The 20935-nt window shown below is 43.4% G+C and carries 24 protein-coding genes; 10 read left to right on the top strand and 14 right to left on the bottom strand.

Going from position 1 to position 20935, the window contains the following annotated elements; genetic code table 11:
- The first annotated feature begins 33 nt into the window (after window positions 1–33).
- Window positions 34–390 (top strand): YtxH domain-containing protein, encoded by a 357-nt coding sequence (locus tag NSU16_RS05420; RefSeq protein WP_010333594.1) that lies wholly within the window; start codon window positions 34–36, stop codon window positions 388–390.
- 177 nt (window positions 391–567) lie between these two features.
- Window positions 568–1179 (top strand): HTH-type transcriptional regulator Hpr, encoded by a 612-nt coding sequence (locus tag NSU16_RS05415; protein WP_024120777.1) that lies wholly within the window; start codon window positions 568–570, stop codon window positions 1177–1179.
- Here the strand turns inward: NSU16_RS05415 and NSU16_RS05410 are convergent.
- Entirely contained in the window at window positions 1176–1517 is a 342-nt protein-coding gene (locus tag NSU16_RS05410; RefSeq protein WP_024120776.1) for a YhaI family protein, read from the bottom strand. The two genes, NSU16_RS05415 and NSU16_RS05410, sit on opposite strands and share 4 nt — an antisense overlap.
- Window positions 1518–1724: 207 nt before the next feature.
- On the opposite strand from NSU16_RS05410, the gene NSU16_RS05405 reads away from it, so the two are divergent.
- Together NSU16_RS05405 and NSU16_RS05400 are read left to right on the top strand one after the other, a co-directional pair.
- Window positions 1725–2243, top strand: a complete 519-nt coding sequence (locus NSU16_RS05405; protein WP_029441201.1) for a DUF3267 domain-containing protein — start codon at window positions 1725–1727, stop codon at window positions 2241–2243.
- Between the two features lie 71 nt (window positions 2244–2314).
- Window positions 2315–2533 (top strand): hypothetical protein, encoded by a 219-nt coding sequence (locus NSU16_RS05400; RefSeq protein ID WP_081720768.1) that lies wholly within the window; start codon window positions 2315–2317, stop codon window positions 2531–2533.
- A gap of 70 nt (window positions 2534–2603) precedes the next feature.
- On the opposite strand, the gene yhzE2 is transcribed toward NSU16_RS05400, so the two are convergent.
- Entirely contained in the window at window positions 2604–2690 is an 87-nt protein-coding gene (yhzE2, locus tag NSU16_RS05395) for a sporulation protein YhzE2 (RefSeq protein ID WP_003155248.1), read from the bottom strand.
- Window positions 2691–2815: 125 nt separating this feature from the next.
- Window positions 2816–2902, bottom strand: coding sequence for a sporulation protein YhzE1 (gene yhzE1 / locus NSU16_RS05390; protein WP_003327753.1), 87 nt, complete (start codon window positions 2900–2902; stop codon window positions 2816–2818).
- A 159-nt stretch (window positions 2903–3061) separates the two neighbouring features.
- Between yhzE1 and NSU16_RS05385 the strand changes: the two genes are divergently transcribed.
- The gene (locus NSU16_RS05385; protein WP_168747326.1) at window positions 3062–3934 is read left to right on the top strand and encodes a peptidylprolyl isomerase; all 873 of its coding nucleotides are present in this window, start codon (window positions 3062–3064) and stop codon (window positions 3932–3934) included.
- Window positions 3935–3973: 39 nt separating this feature from the next.
- On the opposite strand, the gene NSU16_RS05380 is transcribed toward NSU16_RS05385, so the two are convergent.
- The 6 genes from NSU16_RS05380 to NSU16_RS05355 all read right to left on the bottom strand — a co-directional run bounded on the left by NSU16_RS05380 (window position 3974) and on the right by NSU16_RS05355 (window position 11730).
- Window positions 3974–4186 carry a sporulation YhaL family protein gene (locus NSU16_RS05380; RefSeq protein ID WP_010333590.1) on the bottom strand — a complete coding sequence of 71 codons (213 nt, stop codon included), beginning with the start codon at window positions 4184–4186 and terminating at the stop codon, window positions 3974–3976.
- A gap of 131 nt (window positions 4187–4317) precedes the next feature.
- Window positions 4318–5262 carry a 3'-5' exoribonuclease YhaM gene (gene yhaM, locus NSU16_RS05375; RefSeq protein WP_168747325.1) on the bottom strand — a complete coding sequence of 315 codons (945 nt, stop codon included), beginning with the start codon at window positions 5260–5262 and terminating at the stop codon, window positions 4318–4320.
- A gap of 73 nt (window positions 5263–5335) precedes the next feature.
- Window positions 5336–8233 (bottom strand): AAA family ATPase, encoded by a 2898-nt coding sequence (locus tag NSU16_RS05370; RefSeq protein ID WP_339192257.1) that lies wholly within the window; start codon window positions 8231–8233, stop codon window positions 5336–5338.
- Between the two features lie 4 nt (window positions 8234–8237).
- Window positions 8238–9464 (bottom strand): DNA repair exonuclease, encoded by a 1227-nt coding sequence (locus NSU16_RS05365; RefSeq protein ID WP_339192256.1) that lies wholly within the window; start codon window positions 9462–9464, stop codon window positions 8238–8240.
- 117 nt (window positions 9465–9581) lie between these two features.
- Complete coding sequence (locus NSU16_RS05360) at window positions 9582–10841, bottom strand: ABC transporter permease (protein ID WP_339192255.1); 1260 nt, start codon at window positions 10839–10841, stop codon at window positions 9582–9584.
- A complete protein-coding gene (locus NSU16_RS05355) occupies window positions 10834–11730 on the bottom strand; it encodes an ABC transporter ATP-binding protein (protein WP_010333585.1) in 897 nt (298 codons plus the stop codon). The genes NSU16_RS05360 and NSU16_RS05355 overlap by 8 nt, the downstream gene beginning before the upstream one ends.
- A gap of 128 nt (window positions 11731–11858) precedes the next feature.
- Between NSU16_RS05355 and NSU16_RS05350 the strand changes: the two genes are divergently transcribed.
- On the top strand, window positions 11859–12044 hold the full coding sequence (locus tag NSU16_RS05350; RefSeq protein WP_010333584.1) for a YhzD family protein: 186 nt from the start codon (window positions 11859–11861) through the stop codon (window positions 12042–12044).
- Window positions 12045–12064: 20 nt separating this feature from the next.
- On the opposite strand, the gene NSU16_RS05345 is transcribed toward NSU16_RS05350, so the two are convergent.
- Complete coding sequence (locus NSU16_RS05345; protein WP_339192254.1) at window positions 12065–12832, bottom strand: enoyl-CoA hydratase; 768 nt, start codon at window positions 12830–12832, stop codon at window positions 12065–12067.
- A gap of 165 nt (window positions 12833–12997) precedes the next feature.
- Between NSU16_RS05345 and NSU16_RS05340 the strand changes: the two genes are divergently transcribed.
- The 3 genes from NSU16_RS05340 to khtU all read left to right on the top strand — a co-directional run bounded on the left by NSU16_RS05340 (window position 12998) and on the right by khtU (window position 15123).
- On the top strand, window positions 12998–13336 hold the full coding sequence (locus tag NSU16_RS05340) for a hypothetical protein (protein WP_333513055.1): 339 nt from the start codon (window positions 12998–13000) through the stop codon (window positions 13334–13336).
- A 61-nt stretch (window positions 13337–13397) separates the two neighbouring features.
- Window positions 13398–13895 (top strand): K(+)/H(+) antiporter subunit KhtT, encoded by a 498-nt coding sequence (gene khtT / locus NSU16_RS05335; protein WP_010333581.1) that lies wholly within the window; start codon window positions 13398–13400, stop codon window positions 13893–13895.
- 7 nt (window positions 13896–13902) lie between these two features.
- Window positions 13903–15123 carry a K(+)/H(+) antiporter subunit KhtU gene (gene khtU, locus NSU16_RS05330; protein ID WP_010333580.1) on the top strand — a complete coding sequence of 407 codons (1221 nt, stop codon included), beginning with the start codon at window positions 13903–13905 and terminating at the stop codon, window positions 15121–15123.
- An 18-nt stretch (window positions 15124–15141) separates the two neighbouring features.
- On the opposite strand, the gene NSU16_RS05325 is transcribed toward khtU, so the two are convergent.
- Together NSU16_RS05325 and NSU16_RS05320 are read right to left on the bottom strand one after the other, a co-directional pair.
- Window positions 15142–16647: a coproporphyrinogen III oxidase gene (locus NSU16_RS05325; protein ID WP_339192651.1), complete on the bottom strand. Its 1506-nt coding sequence runs from the start codon at window positions 16645–16647 to the stop codon at window positions 15142–15144.
- Window positions 16648–16758: 111 nt separating this feature from the next.
- The gene (locus tag NSU16_RS05320) at window positions 16759–17625 is read right to left on the bottom strand and encodes a Cof-type HAD-IIB family hydrolase (protein WP_010333578.1); all 867 of its coding nucleotides are present in this window, start codon (window positions 17623–17625) and stop codon (window positions 16759–16761) included.
- 486 nt (window positions 17626–18111) lie between these two features.
- Here NSU16_RS05320 and NSU16_RS05315 point away from each other — a divergent pair, with 486 nt between their 5' ends.
- Complete coding sequence (locus NSU16_RS05315; RefSeq protein ID WP_339192253.1) at window positions 18112–19185, top strand: DNA alkylation repair protein; 1074 nt, start codon at window positions 18112–18114, stop codon at window positions 19183–19185.
- Window positions 19186–19229: 44 nt separating this feature from the next.
- On the opposite strand, the gene NSU16_RS05310 is transcribed toward NSU16_RS05315, so the two are convergent.
- Window positions 19230–19583 carry a YlbF family regulator gene (locus NSU16_RS05310; RefSeq protein WP_010333576.1) on the bottom strand — a complete coding sequence of 118 codons (354 nt, stop codon included), beginning with the start codon at window positions 19581–19583 and terminating at the stop codon, window positions 19230–19232.
- A 92-nt stretch (window positions 19584–19675) separates the two neighbouring features.
- Entirely contained in the window at window positions 19676–20809 is a 1134-nt protein-coding gene (locus NSU16_RS05305; RefSeq protein WP_339192252.1) for a DUF445 domain-containing protein, read from the bottom strand.
- Window positions 20810–20935 lie beyond the last annotated feature (126 nt).

Raw genomic sequence — 20935 nt, 5'->3', positions numbered from 1 at the left:
ATCATATTTCAAGAAAAAAACGGGGTGATTTTAATGGCGGACGGACGTTCTCTATTAACAGGACTATTTGTGGGCGGCATCATCGGAGGTGCTGCAGTTCTTCTATCAGCACCTTCTTCAGGTAAACAGCTGCGTGAAAAAATAAAAACCAATTGCGATTCTTTTGAAGAAACGATCAAGCGCTTAAAATCAGATGGTGTAACCTTAAAGGACCAGCTAGTAAAAGCGGCAAAAGAAAGTGCAGATGTCATTAAAGACGTAAGCGGTGAACTGCAAACCTCAATTAAAAAATGGCAGGAAGAGATCAAACCTCATCAGCAGGATCTTCAAAAAGAAATCGCCGATATTGAAGAAAAAATCAAACAGCTGGAGAAAACCTTACAAAACTAATATCCTATTCAAAGGAAAAAAGTGCGGGTCAAAACATGACCTGCACTTTTTTTATTCGCAAAAGCCTTTCCTAGCAACGGCTCAAGAATTTATTAAAAAATTCTTACATTTTCATCTTTATTAATCTTTATTTTATTGGCATAATAGAGAAAAAGATAAAGAGAAGCAGGTGACGTAATGAATCAAGTGGAACCGCCTTATGATGTGAAAGAGGCTCTGGTCTTCACCCAGAAAATGGCTCAGCTTAGCAAGGCTCTTTGGAAATCGATTGAGAAGGATTGGCAGCAATGGCTCAAACCGTATGACCTGAATATTAATGAGCACCATATTTTATGGATTGCTTATCAGCTGAATGGAGCTTCCATTTCTGAAATAGCAAAGTTCGGGGTCATGCACGTATCAACGGCATTTAACTTTTCAAAAAAGCTCGAAGAACGCGGGTATTTAAGGTTTTCAAAACGGCTGAACGATAAACGAAACACATATGTTCAGCTGACTGAGGAAGGAACTGAGGTATTCTGGAGCTTGCTTGAAGAATTTGATCCGACGCGCAACGCGGTTTTTAAAGGGTCACAGCCTCTGTATCATTTATTCGGAAAGTTCCCTGAAGTGGCAGAAATGATGTGTATGATCCGCCATATATACGGCGATGATTTTATGGAAATCTTTGAAACATCACTCACAAATATCGACAACGACTTTGAAAGCGTAAACGGAAAACTGAAGAAAAAAGCAACGGACACTGCTGCGGATGAATCAGCCGAAGAACTTGAACCTGTAAACAGTTAATCAAAGTGTCTGATAATGTCTATAAAAACCTCCATCAGTTCTTTATAAAGCCCCTGCTCATACAGGGCAAAAATCGTTTCATGAACATCTAGTTTTTCATTCAGCTGTCCGGCAAAAAGCGCAAGGAGCTTATCAAAGGTTACAAATCCTTGCGCTTTTTGTGCTGCCAGCTCCTCTGACAACTCACCGCATATGCGCACAACCTCTTCCCCTTCTTCTCTGCTCAGCCCTTTATCAATCAGCAGCGCATAGAAAGGGTACCTGTCCATATCCACTGTTTTCACTAATAATTGTATGTAATATTCCAATCGCTCAATGCGATGATCCATCGAATCCATCCACACCACTTCTTTCTATCTTTAATCTTATTTTAGCTGATAATTCACTGAGAAGAAAGTTCTAACCCCATATTTCATAGATTGTTTGCCCCTTTCAAAAAAATACCTGCTGAAAGATATTTTTTCTTAAAAAAGCATTGATTTTTTTTCTTGAGAGGAGTAAATTATTTTGAGATTCTACTCAAGATGTACGGAAGGATGACTTTGATGAATTGCTGGAAAACCATAAATCTGATGAAAGATTATGGTGCCGTTCGCATAATATTGATTGCTGTGTGTTTCATGATTATGGTTTTTATATCTAACTTCTTAGCATTTGAGCTTTTGCGGCCTAAAACAAGCTTGAGTGATGAATATGTACCGCTGTTCGGCGTTTTGCTCGTCGTTATTTTATTTGTACATAAAGTCATCCATGTCCTGCCGATCATCTGCAAAAAAAGAAAAATAGAAAAAAAGATTTACGTATGGCGTATGCGAACGTGGAAACGGATACCGAAAACGACGATGCTGATTTCACTGTTAAGCCCTTTTATGCTGATAACACCTGTATTATTTTACGCCGCACTGGCGTTTCCGAATCACGCCCATTACTTCTGCATGATTTCAGGCATTCATGCAGGCTACTGTCTGCCGGACTTTTTGCTGGCTCTGAAGCTGATGCAAGCACCGAAAGCATGCTTTATCGATCAGGAAGCAGACGGCTTTGATATTTTGGTCGAAAAGTAGCTGACGCTTGACGCTGTGCCGATTTTTCAGTTTGCATTCTATCTTTTTTGATCAATATTTGGTAATGTAATATGGGAGCAGTTCAGAGAGAGGGGGAATCTCCCATCATTTTATTCTATTTTATCGTGGCTGCCTTGTTTATTGTTTACTTTATAAACAGGCTCACCAATACATTATGCCTTGTCAGAGAGATTCCTGAAGAGCGCCAGGATAAGGTATTTCGATTTATCAATGTATGTATATTAATTTTACTGATCTCTTCATTTGTGGAGATATCCTTTACTGTTTAAATATGAGGAAAGTAAAGAAAGCATAGCTGCCGGCCTCGTTAGAACCGGCAGCTATGCTTTTTTACATTGATTAGTAAAGCCAAGAAGCGCCGATGATAATCAACAAGATAAATAAGACGACCAATAAAGCGAAACCGCCTGCAAATACTTCACCCATCTTAAAAAGCACCTCCTGTAAAAAGCTTTATTTTCCAATTACATCTTATGCAGTTAATTGATAAAACGATTAGGCGCTTGTGAAAGCAAAGGATCGCTTTTTCAACAAGCGATCCCTTTTGCTGCTTAGTAGATGTAAGCTGCACCTACAATGATAAGCAAAATGAACAGTACAACAAGCAAAGCGAAACCGTTTGAATATCCTCCGCTCATGTTACATACCTCCTTTTCTTGATCAATATATTTGTATGTCATCAGGAAAAGTTTGACTAGACGAATGCCCTTTATTTAAAATCTTTTTACAGAAAGCCACAATATGTTATGATACGCATAGGCAATTCAATTTGGAATGATTAGGAGTGTTTGAAAACAATGAAGAAAATCGCAATAGCAGCTATCACTGCTACAAGCATCCTCACTCTCAGTGCTTGCAGCAGCGGCGACAAAGAAGTCATCGCAAAAACAGACGCAGGCGATGTAACAAAAGGCGAACTTTACACAAACATGAAAAAGCAAGCTGGAGCGAGCGTCCTGACTCAGCTGGTGCAAGAAAAAGTTTTGGACAAGAAATACAAAGTATCAGATAAAGAAATTGACAACAAGATGAAAGAATACAAAACACAGCTCGGTGATCAATATACTGCGTTAGAAGATCAATATGGAAAAGATTACCTAAAAGAACAAGTTAAATATGAATTGCTTACACAAAAAGCAGCTAAAGATAACATCAAAGTTACAGATGACGAAATTAAAGAATACTGGGAAAACTTAAAAGGCCAAATTCGCGCAAGCCACATCCTTGTCGCTGACAAAAAGACAGCTGAGGAAGTAGAGAAAAAACTGAAAAAAGGCGAGAAATTTGATGCCCTTGCGAAGGAATACTCTACAGACACAGGCTCAGCTACAAACGGTGGCGAACTTGGCTGGATTTCAAAAGATAACGAACAACTGGATTCTACATTCAGAAAAGCTGCATTCAAACTGAAAACAAACGAAGTCAGCGAACCTGTGAAAACACAATTCGGCTACCATATCATCAAAAAGACTGAAGAACGCGGAAAATATGAAGATATGAAAAAAGAGCTGAAATCTGATGTTCTCGACCAAAAACTTAATGACAACACAGCTGTGCAGGCAGCCGTTCAAAAAGTAATGAAAAAAGCTGACATCGATGTGAAGGATAAAGATTTGAAGGATACATTTAACACTTCTTCAAATAGCAGCTCTTCAAGCAATTCTAAATAAAAAAAAGCTGTGCAGGCTCACTGAGCTGCGCAGCTTTTTTTATGCGATGGAATGATTTTGGTTTTCTTCCTCACGCTGCTGGGACGTGCGGCGTTCTTTTTCTTTTTCCATCCTCTCAATGTAGATCTGACCTTCTTTTTCAATAAAAGACTGGTCTAACTTATCTTCCTCTTTAGCTGCTGACACCAGCTTATATGCACTGAAAATGATGCCCACAATACAAAGATATACCCACCATGGAAAAAACAACACGGGCTTCCCCCCCTTTTGCATAGATTCTTTATTTTTAACCTTATGCAGGAATAAGACAGGTTATGAGCGGGAAAAGCATGTAAAAAAGGACTGAGCTGAACATGTCAGCATCAGTCCTTTTTCATTATTGATTATTTATGAAACGTCGGTTTATAAAAGGAACGGTTTTCAAGTGCAAATACACGTTCAGTGTACTCGCCCGGCTTCACGCGTTCCAGCGCTCTGTCCATCATATTCATTTTCGCATCCAGATTATCAATATAGTGCAAAATTTCCGCTTCTTTTACCATCGGCGGTTTTGGGCTGCCCCACTCTGCTTTGCCGTGATGGCTCAGGATTAAATGCTGGAGGATCAAAACCTCTTCAGAATCGATTTGAAGCTCCTCAGCCGCTTTTGACAGCTCTGTGACCATGATCGAAATGTGGCCTAGCAGATTGCCTTCTACTGTATAGGAAGTGGCAACTGGCCCCGACAGCTCTTTTACTTTTCCGAGATCGTGAAGGATAACTCCTGCGTACAGAAGATCACGATCAAGAGACGGATATAAATCAGCAATTGCTTTTGCCAGATTCAGCATAGAGACGACGTGATACGCTAAACCTGAGACAAACTCGTGATGATTTTTCGTAGCCGCCGGGTAATCCATAAATTCTGCTTCGTGCTTTTTGACCAAATATCTTGTTATCCGCTGGATATTTGGATTTTTCATTTCAAATATATATTGAGTGATGGTATCCAGCATTTCATTTTTCGGAATCGGCGCAGTTTCCAAAAAATCATCAATATTGACGTTTTCGTTCTCGCTCACCGGTCTGATATTTCTCAGCTTCAGCTGGGTGCGTCCGCGGTAATGGTGGACATCCCCCACCACCTTAACGATCGTCTGCGGCGCATAGGTTACTTCATCACTTTGCTTGGCATCCCACAGCTTGGCTTCAATATCACCTGACTGGTCTTGAAGCATCAGTGTTAAAAACGGTTTTCCATTGCTTGCAATCCCTTTTGTTAAGGATTTAATCAATAGATATTGGTCAACCTGTTCGCCAACCTCATGTAGCATAATCCCTTTAGCCATACTATTAAAGCTCCCTCCGTATCTTACATAATATCAGTATATCACATACCGATTATCAGCTATATAACCTCATTTATGACACTAAATGGGTGATTTGATCACTTTGAAACGCGGTTTTTACATGTTCATGGCATGTAAAATAGAAAATCTGCCGTTCCCCTCCTGATAATACAGAAAGCATCTCCAGCACGCGGTTTAGTCGTTTCTGATCGAAATGGACAAAGCTATCGTCGAGCTGGAAGGGCAGCATAGCCCCATCCTGACGAGTAACGGCCAGAGCGAAACGAATTGCTGTATACAGCTGTTCACACGTGCCCTGAGACAGTTCTTCCGCCTGAAATACCGTTCCAGCACTGTTCATGACCAGGATGGAATCATCTGTTTCGGAAAAATAAATTGATTGATAGCTGCCGTCAGTCAGCGGACGGAAGAATTTCTCGGCTGTCTCCAAAAGACGCGGCAGACCGACTTTTTTATGCCGCTCCATTTTATTTTTGATCACATGTCTGACCATTTGAATCGAAGCCCATTTTTTTGCAGATTCTTTCACACGCTCTTTTTGCATTTCAGTTTGCAATTTCAGATCAGAGACCAATCCCGAAGCCTCTAACTGTTCCTGTTTGACCAAAAGCAATGCGATTTGAGCGCGCAGCTGTTTCAGCTCCTCATCGAGCCGTTCTTTTTTTTCATGTTCCTGCAGTCGTTTTTGCTCCAATTCAGAAAGAGTGCCGGAGTCTGCCAGATTAAGTTCTGCTGAGCTGACACCTTGAAGCTGTGCATTTACGTTATACAGCTTTGTGTCAATATCCTTCCATTTCTTGCGGATGTCGGCTATGGCGAAAAACTCATTTCTGTCTTTTGCTCCCGCTTCAGTGAATAATTGTTCGATCTGTGCTTGGAAATAACGTATTTCTTGCTCCAGCTCCAGCACCTGCTCTTCGTGAAATTGGATATCTTTATTCATTTCATTTTTTTGCTTCTCAATCTCTTTTTCGCGTTCCGCGTTTTTCCGCAGTTCGTGAAGGACATCAGCCACGGGGGTTTGAGAATCGATTTTGTCAGGATGCAGCATTCTGACGCGTTCCTCAAATGTCCGCCGAAGCTTTTGTAGTCTCCCGGCTTCGATCGTCAGCTCATGTTTTTTCTTCACTTCTTTTTGTACGTCCTTCATTACATTGTAAGCATCCAATAAGAAGGAAGGGTCTTCCTTAAATCCGAGTTCATTCATGAATTGCTCAGCTTGGCTGAAGGAGGGAGCCATATCGGCCTCCCACTGTTCAAATTGCTCAATGATCCTTTCGTAAGCTGCCTCTTTTTGCTGAAGCTCTGCCCGCAACGATATAAGGTGCTGTTTATTGCGGTCATCCTCCCATAATGCTTCTCTAATCGCTTCGGCTTCTCGCGGAGAAATATCCGTCTCTGGCTCTTTCGTCTCCCTTACTTCTTCAGAAGACAGCGGCTTTCTGCCAGTTGTAAAGGCATACAGCACGAGTGCGGCGCCGATGCATATAGTTGGAATCCATTGCTTCAGCAGCAGAAAGAGAACCATGAAGAGAATGCCTGCTGCCATCACGGTCTTCTTTTGTTTCGCCTGCTGCCTTTCGAAGAACTTCAGCTGTTCCCTCAGTTTCATCTGCTCTTGATGCTGTCCCTGTGCTTCATCATATGCTTTAAGAACGGCTTCTTTTTCTTTTCTTTGGCTGTTTTCAAGGATGACGGAAGATATGTCACGAACTGCCCTTTCAGCGTCTTCCAGCTCGCGCCTCGCCACTTCAAACACTTCATCAAGCTGTCTTTTTCTGTCTCTCGCCTGCACGTAATGCCGCACCGTCTGCTGAAGCTGCCATTCATAGTCATAGGACGTGTTCATATTCAGCAGTTCATTTTCATCTGTTTTATTCAGCTGCTCCAGCCCGGCCGCTGCCTGTGAAGAGGACTGGCGCAGCTGAGCCTGGATGGCGGCAAGCTGTTCCCCGTAGGATTGGTACATATGATACGCTGATGATAGCTCTGAGATAAGTGCTTCATTCTTCAATATGGCCTCATTTGGGTTAAGCTTTTGCAGCTGTTTGTCCAACTCTGCAAGCTTTACCCGAAGCGCCTCCAGCTGTGCGGATTTCGGATGAAGATGGGATTCATACTTTTCTAAACGATGTAATCCGTCAGCAGGGAATTGCCCCGCATGCTCCGGATATTGTTCAATCGCCTGTTCCAGCGCAGTTTTTTCGATTAGCACCGGTTTCAGTTCAATGGCTCTTTCGATGCTTCGAATATGTTCCGCAGTCTCTTTCAGCTCTGTTTCAGCGGCTGCAAGACGGGATTCGAGCGTTCTTTTCTCCTCAAGAAGCTGATGATAGCCAGCCTCCTCTGTCTCAGCCTGTTTCAGCTTTGCTGCCAGCTGCTTCAGCGTTTCCAATTCCTGATTCAAATGAGGATTTCGGCCGTTTGGTTTAAAGAGCCTTTCGCTTTCCTTCATCAGTCTTGAATCAAGCTTTGATACGGCTTCAGCGCCAAACAGGCTGGAAAACAGCAGGAATTCCCCGATCTTGTCCCGATTAAAGGTGTGAATTTCCTGCAATCCGAATACATCAAACGAGTAAATGGCTTTGTACAGCGCCCTGTCCGTGCCCTGGAACAGCTGCTTTAGAAAATCTTCCTGCTTTACTTCCCCGGATTCTGTGTACACCCTTACCTTCTCAGCGGCTCCTTTTGTCCGTTCAATCTTCATCACGCCGTATGCAGGGTGCTCAGCCTCAAGAACACCGCCATACACACCGCCTGATTTCGGTTCATATTTTTTCGATTTCGGAAATCCAAACAGCATGCTTTCTATAAATGACATCATCGTCGTTTTTCCTGCCTCATTTAATCCATAGATTAATTGGACAGGCGAGGCGGAAAAGTGAAAGGTCCGGTTTGAAAATTTTCCGTATTGGTAGATATGTAATGATATGATTCGCATAGCTTTCACCGCCTCATGTCTCAAGCACCTTAAGCTGTCTTTTCAATAGAACCTGTGCCTGCTCTTTTATTTCTCTTGTCTCCTCTTGACTAAACCGGTCTGCGTGTCTCCTATATACCGGATGCCGTTCAAGCCCTTCCAGCACGCCTGCCAGATCAGTCTGTTCAATGTCTTCCAATAAACCGCCAAAAAAAGGATCAAGGCTGTTAAGCTCTGCTTCATTTTCCATCTCATCTTCCAATGAAAGCGGCCATATAAAATTCTCCTCGTCCGCCTCTTGCTCCTGAAAGGCTTCAAGCAGCTCGTCCAATGAACCTCTCGGCGCATCCAATAACCATTCTGGCGCTGTCCCCTGTAATACGAGCTTCACACATGCAGGAGTCCCCTTTTTCCGCAGTTTTGAAAACGTGTCCTCGACAATTTGAAAGAGCGCGGTCATATTCTCTGCCGCTGACACATCAATTTCTGCTTTCTCCCATAGGACGTCATGCGCTTTCTTAAATTCATAGGACATATCTCCGCGCTCCACACGAACAAGATAAAAGCCTTTATCTCCTGTCTCCTTCATATGGCGCGCTTGAGGATTTCCCGGATATATCGCGGCTGGGTGCCCGGCAACAAGAACCTGGCGTTTGTGAATATGGCCAAGCGCCCAATAATCCATTCCGCTTTTCACAAGATCATCCTGAGTAAACGGGCAATATGGATCGTGTCCTTCAGACCCTGATAACGTGCCGTGGAGCATCCCGATATGAAAGGGCGCGTCAGTTGATTTCCGGTAGCGGGCGGCTAGATTTTCCGTCACGGCTCTGGTCTGATAGCTGAAACCGTAAATGCTTGCTGCGCGCCTGCCATCCTTATAAAACGATTTTTCTTCAGGGACTGGGGATGTAAACATGTGAACATTCTCCGGCCATTCAATCGGTGTCCATTCTCCGCCGAGATGATCATGGTTCCCAAAAATCACATAGACTGAAATCCCGTACTCTCTAAGTCTATCGAACTGTTTTTTCAAAAAGAGCTGCGCCTTTAAACTTCGATTGGCCTCATCAAACAAATCCCCCGCCAGCAAAACGAAATCAACGTTCTCTGTGATTGCAGCGTCTATGATATGTCTCACGCTTGAAAACGTGCTTTCTTTGATCCGGGCAAAAATGGGTTCCGGCAGATGCGATATCCCGTAAAACGGGCTGTCGAGATGAAGATCTGCCGCATGAATAAAGGTTAGATCAGTCAACATTCTGCTCCTTTCCAGGATGAAGTACCCTTATTTTAGCACCGATTTCTTACGAATGCACGTTCTGTCAGAACGAATACAATTAAAAAACAGCCTGAGCATTCCCAGGCTGTTTTTTAATCAGTTTTTTGCCAAACGCAGCGCTTGTTTGATTGCTTTAAATGCGCTTGAGTTGCCGTAAATCAAGACGCCGCCTTTATAAATTCTGGCGCCAATGACGGCAAGTATGATAATGGTAAGCAGAGTTATCCCGATGCCGGCAGCCGCCTGCCAAAACGGAATTTCCAGCATGCCGACGCGCAAGAACATAATCATCGGCGTAAAGAACGGGATAAACGATGTGACCGTAATAAATCCTGCTTCAGGAGCGTTTAGTCCGAACATGGCAATCATAAAACCGGCAACCACCAAAAGCGTCATCGGTGTGATCGTTTGCTGCACGTCCTCTATTCTGCTGACGACGCTGCCAAGAAACGCGGCCAGTGTCGCATACAAAAAGTAACCGAGCAAAAAGAAAATAACCGCATATATCACGGTGGAAACGGGAACGTCGGTCAGATTAAGAAAACCGCCGACAGATGAAGCCGTTTCGCTCGTTTTGTTCAGCTTCAGCGACAGATATCCGGCAGAAATAATGACAGCAAGCTGTGTTATTCCGACGAGCCCGATGCCTAACAGCTTTGCAAACATTTGCTGGATCGGCGGCATGCTTGAGATGAGGATTTCCATGACACGCGAAGATTTTTCGGTCGCAACCTCCATCGCAATCATGCTGGCATACATAATAACGGAGAAATAGATGACAAACAGCATAATGTAAACAAGCCCCATCGCCTGCCCCAGCTCTTCCTCAGACTTTGCACCCTCTTTCAGCGCCTCCTGCCCGACAGTGACAGGCGCATAGAGGCTGCTGATGGTTTCCTGCGAAACGCCGAGCTCCTCTGTTCCAACAGCGGTTTTTGTTTGCGTTAACGCCTGCTGCAGTGTTTGAACCGTGCTTTCATCCGAAATCGTTAACCCTTTGTACGTCCCTGAGATCGTCCCTTTTTCATCTCTTTTGATAATGAGCATGCCGTCAAGCGTTTCATCTTTGACCTGCTTTGTAACTTTTTCCTCTGGTTGCTTAGACTGCTTCACATCAAGATCGCTGTCGGTATCGACTGCTTTCAGCTGCTTTGAGAAAATCGGATATAATTCGTTTGTTTCATCAATAACAGCAATTTTCTCTTTTGTGTCTTCTCCTTGAAACATAGAAATGATCGATTCTAAGTTAGTGACAGCCAAAACAAGCAAAACCGTGACGACAGTAGAAATAATAAAAGATTTTGCCATAATCTTATTTTTATATGTATGAGAAAGCATGATCAAAAATTTATTCATAGACGGCCCCCACCTTTTCTATAAAAATGTCATGGAGTGACGGCTCTTCAAGCTCAAACTTTCGAATAAAACCTTTACCTTGGAGCATGGCGAAGATCTCTTGAGAGATGTCTTCATTGGCAATTTGGAGCTTTACGCCGCCGGCCGTTTCCTTCCATTGCGTAATGCCTTCGTGCCCCTGTAAAAAATGCAGATCGTCATCGGAATGTATGGTCACATTCTTTTTGCCAAATGAACGTTTAATTTCCTTCAGACTGCCTTGCACAACAGGCTTTCCTTTTTGCAAAATACAAAGGTGCTCACACAGCTCCTCGACATGCTCCATCCGATGGCTGGAAAATAAAATCGAGACACCGCTGTTTTTCAAAGAGATAACAGCCTCCTTCAACAGCTCGACATTGACAGGGTCCAGCCCGCTGAATGGTTCATCGAGAATCAGCAGCTCAGGCTTATGCAAAACCGACGAAATAAACTGGATTTTCTGCTGGTTTCCTTTTGAAAGCTCATCTACTTTTTTATTCTCGTATTCTGTTATATTGAAGCGTTCAAGCCATGTTCCGAGCTCTTTTACAGCCTCACCTTTCTCCATACCTTTTAATCTTGCCAGATAGACAAGCTGGTCCTTTACCTTCATTTTTGGATAAAGTCCGCGCTCTTCCGGCAAATACCCGATTTTGTTGCTCATACTGTAGTTGACGGGGCGGCCTTTCCAGCTGATCGTACCCTTCGTAATGCTTAATAAGCCGAGAATCATGCGAAAGGTCGTCGTTTTTCCCGCTCCGTTTGCGCCTAAGAGGCCAAACATTTGCTGTTCCGGGATTTCTAAATTCAATCCGTCAACCGCTTTATAATCTCCAAATGTCTTCGTTACGTGATCAATCGTCAGCACCGAATCTCCTCCTTCCTCGACCCATTATATACTATATATGGTTAAAACATAATAAAGGATTTTGGTTTGCTTTTTTAGAATATACATGGAGAAGGAACGATAATTGATATAGTTGGAGGCGAAATATGATGGCGGAGTATTTTCTTACGGCTTTTGATCCTTCGGGAGAAACACTGATAAACGAGCGATTTGAGGCGGAAAACGAAGATGCGGCAAAAAAGCAGGGTGAAGCCCTGTTAAAGGAAAAAGAGCTTCATCATCATACCCATCGTTTAGTGAATGCAGCCGGAAAGCTGATTTTGTTTCAGAGATGATCAGCTTCCCGGCTGATCTGTTACGCTTGAAACTTTGGCTCCCGTTTCTCTAAAAACGCACGGATTCCTTCCTGGTGATCTTTTGTCCTCCTCATTCTCTCCTGGGCACTTCGTTCAAGAGCCAGCACCTTCTTCAATTCATCAATATGGAGGCTTTGAAAAATGGCTTTCGTCTCAATCATTGCCAGTAGGGGCGAGGCTAAAAGTGTTTCAACATAAGGTCTTGCACCTTCCGCAGGCTCTCCGTTAAATGTACCATCCAAGAGACCCATGCCAGCCGCTTCTTCAGCGGATAGCTTTTTCCCGCTCCAAATCAGCTTTTTCGCTTTCGCTTCCCCAATCCTTTTTTTCAGCAAATAATGGCCCCCGCCATCAGGAATAAGTCCGATGCCGATAAAGTTCATTGCAAGTACGGCATTTTTCTCTGCAAGCACAATGTCAGCACAAAGTGCTAAACTCAGACCCAGTCCCGCAGCAGCGCCATGGACAGCGGCAATCGTCACTTTTTTCATTTCGTATAACGTTAAAGTAATGGCTTCGATCGTATCCATCAGCTGGCTAAATTGATTAGGATCATGATCAGAAGTCATCATCCGTATATCACCGCCTGCCGAAAAACCTTTTCCGGTACCTCTCAGGAGGACGATGAGCGCCTCGCTTTCAGAAACCTTTTCACACGCCTCCTTCAGCTCAAACAGCATTTGCTCATTCAAGGCGTGATGAGCATCAGGGCGATTCAGCACAATTTCTGCCACAGGCCCCTTCAGTTCATATTGAATATAATCCATATAAAACACCTCCATGTATACGCTTTCTTTTATCTTTCTCATATACATTCCCCGCCGTCCTTAAAGAAACCTTTTTTTATTTTTCAAGGTCAATAGATACTGAAAAATGCATATCATTTGAATGGGAACATAAAGTTTTATATAGTGAAATGGAAGGGATATCGAATGAGAAAGGGGGAAGGTAACATGGATAAATTGCTGATCAGCTTTCTATTAAGCTTATTTATGGTGTACTTTCCCCCTTCTGACGTGGTCCTGCCCTCCCAGTTTGATGCAAGCACTGACAGCTATGTGCCAATGTCCTCATATCCAAAAGAATCACAATCAGCCAAAACGCCGTCACCGGGCAGTCTGCATCTGGCGGAGTTTATGAAAGAGTACAATCCATTGGCGCAGTCTATCAGAACGTTATCTGCCAAACCGCTTGATGATCCTCACATCAACAGGCTGGAAAGGGTTTGTGCCATCCCGATCAAATACCAGTCTAACTACCTCCGAATATGAATGGATACCGTTTTGTTTGTACCCTGTCATTATGCCAATACTACATTCGGAGGGATTCTCATTGAATATAAAAGAAAACGACCTGCCGGGAATCGGCAAAAAATTTGAAATTGAAACAAGAAACCGCGAAAAAATGACGATTATTATTCATGATGACGGAAGAAGAGAAATCTATCGGTTTGATGACCGGGATCCGGATGAGCTTCTTTCCAATATTTCATTGGATGATTCCGAAGCAAGGCAAATTGCCGCGATTTTAGGCGGCATGGTCTATAAGCCGCAGGCGCTGGAGTCCATTGAGATGGCGTTTAGCGACCTCATTATTGAGTGGTTTAAGGTGGAAAAAGGCGCGAAGTCAATCGGGCGCACCCTTGGCGAACTTGATGTCCGCCAAAACTATGATGTCACTGTCATCGCCATCATTAAACACAACCAGCAAAAGTTTTTAAATCCGGGTGCTGACTCGGTGATTGAAGAAGATGATACACTTGTCCTCTCAGGTGAAAGAAAGCATCTGAAGAAGCTGACTCATGATTTTCTTTCTAGAGAGGGCGTGTGATCTGCGGATGGATCATCTTGTGTTTGAAGTCGGAACCGCGCTTGTGCTTGTGGCGATTGCCAGTGTCATCGCAAATAAAATTAAGTTTTCAATTATCCCGTTTCTCATTATTTTAGGGATGCTGCTAGGCCCTCATGCCCCTAAAGTCGGGATTATTGACCTCACGTTTATAGAGAGCAGTGAAATCATTGAGTTTTTCGGGCGGATGGGCGTGCTTTTCCTCCTTTTCTATCTCGGACTTGAATTCTCTGTCGGAAAGCTGATCAAGTCTGGAAAATCCATCGCAATTGGCGGATCAATTTATATCTTGATTAACTTCAGCCTTGGACTGCTTTATGGGTTTATCACCGGGTTTTCTTTCCTGGAAGTCCTCGTGCTGGCAGGCGTCATCACCATTTCTTCAAGCGCGATCGTCGCAAAAGTGCTGGTCGATTTAAAAAGAACGGCCAACCCGGAAACCGAACTGATTCTCGGCATTATTATGTTTGAGGATATTTTCCTTGCCGTGTATTTGTCTGTTGTTTCCGGCCTTGTGCTTGGAGACGCGACATCAGTCGGGAGTGCGCTTTTGTCCATTCTGATCGCATTTGGCTATATGCTGCTGTTTTTTATCGCAGCCAGAAAGCTCCCGCCGCTTTTGAATAAGCTGTTGGACATTCGCTCGAATGAAGTGTTTATTATCGTCATTTTTGCAGCGCTCTTTTTCATCGCCGGGTTTTCAGAGACAATTCATGTGGCAGAAGCCATCGGCGCGCTGCTGCTCGGTTTGGTCTTTTCAGAAACAGAGCATTCCGATCGGATTGAGCACCTTGTCGTTCCGTTTCGCGACTTTTTCGGCGCGATGTTCTTTTTCAGCTTCGGCCTCAGCATAGACCCTTTTTCACTTGGTGAAGCGGTTTGGCTGGCATTGGGAGCTGTGATCCTGACCATATTCGGAAACTTTATCGCCGGAATGGTGGCGGGACGCCGCGCAGGGCTTTCTCATAAAGCCTCATCTAATATCGGTCTTACGATCGTATCACGGGGAGAGTTTTCGATTATCGTCGCCAATCTCGGCATAGCCGGCGGCCTGTCAGCCACATTAAAGCCATTCGCCGCACTATATGTCCTTATTCTGGCGATTTTGGGGCCATTATTAACAAAAGAATCAAAATGGATTTACCGCCAGCTGAACAAGGTGTTTAAATGGAAGCCGGACGTTCAGCCTGTGAAAAAACAGCGGGGATAAAAAAAAGCAGCACTGTGATCAGTGCTGCTTTGTCGTTCTCTCAAAAATCCGCTCTAAATATTTGATCTTTTCGTCCGTGTAGTGCTCAAATCGGTCATTGTATGATTTCGGGTCTTTCGGATTGGCAAAGTGTGTGATTTTCCCTGTATCCGGATCAATAAATTTACTTGCCGCACCGCAGCCGATGCCGATAATCGTCTGCACTTCTTCCATAATCATAATGTTGTAGATGCTTTCCTGGCCCGGAATCGAATACCCGACGTTTTCCAGATTTCCAAGAATATTTTTCTGGCGGTATAAATAATACGGCACGTATCCATGCTCTTTCGTCCAAGCTACCGCATCATCCATCATTTGAGAAACCTCTTCTCTCCCGGCAACTTTGTATTTATGTTTATTTCTTGTCATTTCTGACGCCCGCTTAAAGGAAAGGGTGTGAACAGTCAGCGATTCCGGCATCAGTTTCCCGGTTTCTGAAAGGCTGTGTCTGAACTCCTTCACGCCTTCTCCAGGCAATCCGATAATTAAATCCATATTGATATTATTCATGCCGTGCCGGCGTGACAGATGATATTTTTCAATGGTCTCTTCCACCGTATGATGACGGCCGATCGCCTTGAGCGTTTCGTTTTCATAGGATTGCGGGTTAATGCTGATCCGGTCAATATCATATTTGTTCAACACGGCAAGTTTTTCTTCAGTAATCGTGTCGGGGCGGCCGGCTTCCACAGTAATTTCACGAATATTTTTCACATCCGGGAAGGAGCGGACCATTTCTTCATACAGAAGATCCATCTCTTCCGCTGTAATGCTGGTAGGCGTCCCGCCGCCAAAATAAATGGTTGTGACCTTGACGTCATGCTCCTTCAGCCATTCGCCGATTTTCTGCATTTCGTAATGCAGCCCCCACAAAAATGAGCCGACTCTGCCTGCTTGTCCTTGGATGGCGTATGCAGGGAAGGTGCAATACGCACATTTGGTCGGGCAGAAAGGAATACCGATATAAATACTGACTTCTTCTTTTACTTGATACAAATCAGGCACCGCCGCCAGCTGCCGGTCGACAATTTGCTGCATCAATTCGATTTTCTCATCATGAATTAAATAGTCTTTTTTCAATTCTGCATGCGCCTGTTCCTTCGGCATCCCGCTTTGCAGCTTTTTATGAAGCAGCTTCGTCGGGCGGATTCCTGTGAGGATTCCCCACTTTTGCGTCATGCCCGTATGCGCTTGAAGAAGATTTAAGTAAACATAAGAAATTGTGTTTTTTACTTGTTTGAAAGCTTCTTTTTCATTCATATCAGGAGAAAAAGATTTCGTATGGTGTTCCTTAATTCCGGTTCCTTTCACTTCTCCTGAAACCGTCACATGCTCATCCGTTTGCGTGCACGCTAAAGAGATGACAAGATCCGCCGGCTCCTCTCCGCCGTAGACAAGATCGCATTCCTCATAAAACAAATTTGCGATATTCTGCAGTGGCCGATGAAGGCGGTCATCGTGTATGCCTTCTATTTTCATTTGCAACTTCATCACCTAATTTATCAGATTCAAAACTTTCTTAAGTGTACAGAAATAAGTAGCTAAAATCAATCCGGCAAAAAAGCCGCCGCACCTGTCTGGGCGCGAGCGGCTTTTTTATACGCGTTTCATGTGGAACTTATCGAGGAACCCTTTTCGCTGCTGCATACGGAAATATTCCTTCATCATATATGCGACGCCTTGCTCGTCATTTGATCTCGTGACCCAATCGGCCTTTCTCTTAATTTCCGGTGCAGCGTTCCCCATTGCTACCCCAAGGCCGGCAAGCTCAATCATCGGAAGATCGTCTTGCTGATGGCCGATAGCGACTACATCCTCCATCGCCAGTCCCAGTTCCGAAGCGACAAGTGCAAGGCCCGCTTCCTTCGAAACTCCCTTTGGAACAATGTTCATTTTCTCATCGTTTACGCGAATCACGTCAACCGCCGGGAAGGCTTTTGTGATCGTTTCTGTAATGTCTTGCTGAATATCGTGTTCTGTATACACTTCGATGACGGGCGCACTCACCGGTTCATCCATCAGAAGATCGCTTAACGATTCAACAAACTGAACCGGGTAAAAGATGGGATCTGACGGGTGGATCAGCGCTTTTCCAAGCAAATTTGAATTGACCTTTTTCTTGTTTCCAATCGAATATTTCTCGTGAAGAAGCCTGATGTTGCATTGATAGCTCTCAAGCACTTGAACGATATTAAAAGTATGGTCGTCAGAAATTCTTTTTTCAAAAAAGGGCGCGTCTATTTTCTCAGCGATATAGGCGCCGCTGTGGGTGATCAGCTTTGCATCAAGCTTCAGCGATTTTGCTATTTTCTGAGCTGAGCGAAAATGGCGGTTGGTGACAAGTGTGACGTAAATCCCTTTTTTCTTAACATATTCAATCGCATCTTTCGTCGCCTGATGAATTTTCCCGTTCGATCGAAGCAGCGCTCCATCTATGTTTAAGGCAAGCAATTGTTTTGACACAGAGATGTCCCCCTCCTTGATGACTGTACTTGTGTATAGGATATGACCCTGTCTCTGTGTTTAGAACAACCTTTTCTGTACAGCAAAAAAAGCCTGACTCAGCAGGCTTTATTTATGCAAACATGATAGGATACGATCGAAGCAGCCATTCTCCCTAATATCGTTATTTCGATTTACGAAAAATCATGTATTAGGAACCCCTTATTTGACCAATGATGCGCTCCGAACACTTACTCTCTGTTGCTTATCCCCTCTATATAACGGCATGATATGCGACCGTATCCATTTGAAATAGGTAAGTGTAGGCGCTTTCAATGTTATTATCGCAGTTTTCTCTGCAGAAGACAAGGGTTTTTTTAACTAAAAAAAGTAACCAATATCTGTGTAACTAAGGTAGCGTAGAATGTTAATTATTGGATATCACCACTTGAACAAGAACATATATTCGCATATAATAGAAACAATCAACTGAAAAGCGGTGGTCCGATGACTGGTTTAAAAGAAATTTATAATCAAGAACTGATCTCTCAATTAATAGATACTGTAAAAGAAACCTATCCAGCGTTCAACAAAGACAGATTCGAGGAACTCTTAATGCAGGAAGAATGGCCTGCGCTCGCTTTAAAAGAACGCATGCGCCGCATTACCGTTGCTTTATACAAAACATTGCCGAAACATTACGGTGAAGCGCTTGCAGTATTATGGGATGCATCTCCTCATTTTAAGGGACTCAGCGGAATCATTTTTCCTGACTATGTGGAACAGTACGGATTAGAGCATTGGGATGATTCAATGAAGGCGTTAGAATACTTTACGCATTATTCTACTTCAGAATTTGCTGTGAGGCCTTTTTTGCTTTTAGATCAGGAAAAAATGATTGCGCAATTGCTGATATGGTCTAAGCATGAAAATGAGCACGTGAGAAGACTTGCGAGTGAAGGAAGCAGGCCCCGCCTTCCATGGGGAAAATCGGTACCCGCTTTAAAATTGGACCCCTCCCCCGTGCTGCCGATCCTTGAGCAGCTGATGCAGGACGAGTCTTTGTATGTGAGAAAAAGTGTGGCCAACAACCTTAATGATATATCAAAAACACATCCTCACTTGCTGAAAAAAGTCGCTGAACAATGGTATGGAACACATCCTCATACAGACTGGATCATCAAACACGCTTACCGGACCTTGTTAAAAAAGGGCGATAAACAGGCTTTATCACTTTTTGGCTATCATGATGCTGATTCGATTCAACTGCAGGATTTAACGTGCGAGTCCAGCCGTATTTCTATTGGTGAAACCCTCAAGTTTACTTTTCACATTCATTCAAACAGGGATCAAAAAGTAAGAATTGAGTACGCCATTGATTACGTAAAAGCCAGAGGCCAGCGTCATCGAAAGGTATTTAAAATAACAGAAACGAATATAGGAAAAAACGAAACAAAATCATATACCAAAACGCAATCATTTAAGGATTTATCTACAAGAAAACATTACAAAGGAATTCACACATTATCAGTGATCATTAATGGAGAGGTCAAAAAGTCGCTGGATTTTCAAATTTGCTGAACGAATAAAAAAATCCCTTCTTATCCAGAAGGGATTTTGATAGATTAGCCTTCGACACTGCCGTAAAGCTCTTCTAAAGGCTTCATAATGATTTTGTTTAATTCGCCGATCAGCATACTCATACGCTGCTCCGCTTCCATCAGCTGAGAGATTTTTTCGTGCTGCTGCACAAGCGCAACAGTTTTTTGAGCCTGCTGCACTTCGTCTTCTGTAATTTCTTCTCCAGCCATTTGTTTTTGCTGAAGTCTCAGCTGCACATCACGGAAGTTTTCGAACATCCGTTTCGCAGACTCGTCTGCGTTTACTTCATCGTACAGGTTTTTTAAACGGGTAAACTCTTCGCTCCCGCGCAATGCATTTTCCAGATCATACGCTACATCATAAAAATTAACAGCCATTGTACATAGCTCCTTTCATCATTGCCAATTGACATACCCCTCCACTATAACAGACTATGGAGCTCCTTTCATTAATCGAAACCCGTTTCTTCTTAAAAAAGGATGACAAACAAAGCTTGAATCGCACCTATGATTCCGCCGAGAAGGCCGCCCAAATAGGTTATCATTTTAAATTCTTTTTTTGAAATCGACAGCACCATTTCTTCAAGACGCTGTACCGGGAACTGATCCACCTGCTCCTTTACAATTTCCTCAAGGCGCATTCGTTTTAATACACTTTCGAGATTGGTTGAAATCCCCTCAAGCAATTTGTCTAAAAGCGCCGGCAGGACACGATGGTTCAGATCATCTTCATAGCGGGCAGTAAGCGAGCCAATCGTATTTTCAAAAAACGGAGCAGTTGAAAATGCTTGCAGCACTCTTCGTTTCAAGCTAAAGATTAATACTTTTGCATTCCATTTTTCGTCCGCTTCATTAAATGTATACTCCTTCAGCTTGCCCCATTCGTTTTTCAGAAGATCAGAAAGCAGCTTATTCGTTTCCTCATTCCGCAAAAACTTCAGAAGCTCCGGCAGCACGCGATCAGCAAGGCTTGAATTGCCGAGAAACATTTGCACCATACTTCCAAGCATACCGCGTTCTTTTAAGAAGTCATCAATCATATTGCCGAGACGGATTTTTCCCTCTTCACTTTCAAAATAATGAATGCTTCGCGATAAAATATAGCCTGAAATCATCGGTATCTTCTCTTCAAGCTTTTCCTGCACTTCCAATGGCAGTGCTTCTTTTAACGTTTGATGCTCATATCGGCGGAATAGTTCATTCAATTTATCATCCGTCCAGCGGCTGATCCAGGCATCTGCCGCTTCACCCGGATGCTTTACTCCGATTTTTTCAAGCGCTGCTTTTACTGTCATTTCAGATAACGACAGGTTCTGAATCAGCTGTTCTCCGACTTGCAGCGCCTGCTTTTTGGCTGAATCTGAGACAAGCCGCTTTTTAATACCCTCAGGCGTTAATAAATGGTTTACCACCATCAGCCCCATTTGTTTCGCAAGCTCATCACGTCTTCTTGGAATCAATCCCGGAGTAAAAGGGACTCGTTTTCCAAACAAATAATATGCCTTATACGGCCTAAATAGCATTTGAATTGCTAAATGATTGGTCACCGCGCCGATAACTGCGCCGATCACGATCATAAATATAAAGGTTCCTGCAATACCCATTCCTGCTCATCTGCCTCCATCTGTGCTTTTACTTTTTCATAATTAGAATGACCTATTTGTATTATAGAGGTTGGTGTGATCACTTAGCAAACAAGGAGACAAAACACAGTGCCATAAAATCAGCTT

Source organism: Bacillus sp. FSL K6-1003 (assembly GCF_037964945.1).
Lineage (GTDB): Bacteria > Bacillota > Bacilli > Bacillales > Bacillaceae > Bacillus > Bacillus mojavensis.
The sequence above is the reverse complement of the archived record's forward strand: the minus strand, read 5'-3'. Positions and strand labels throughout refer to the sequence as shown.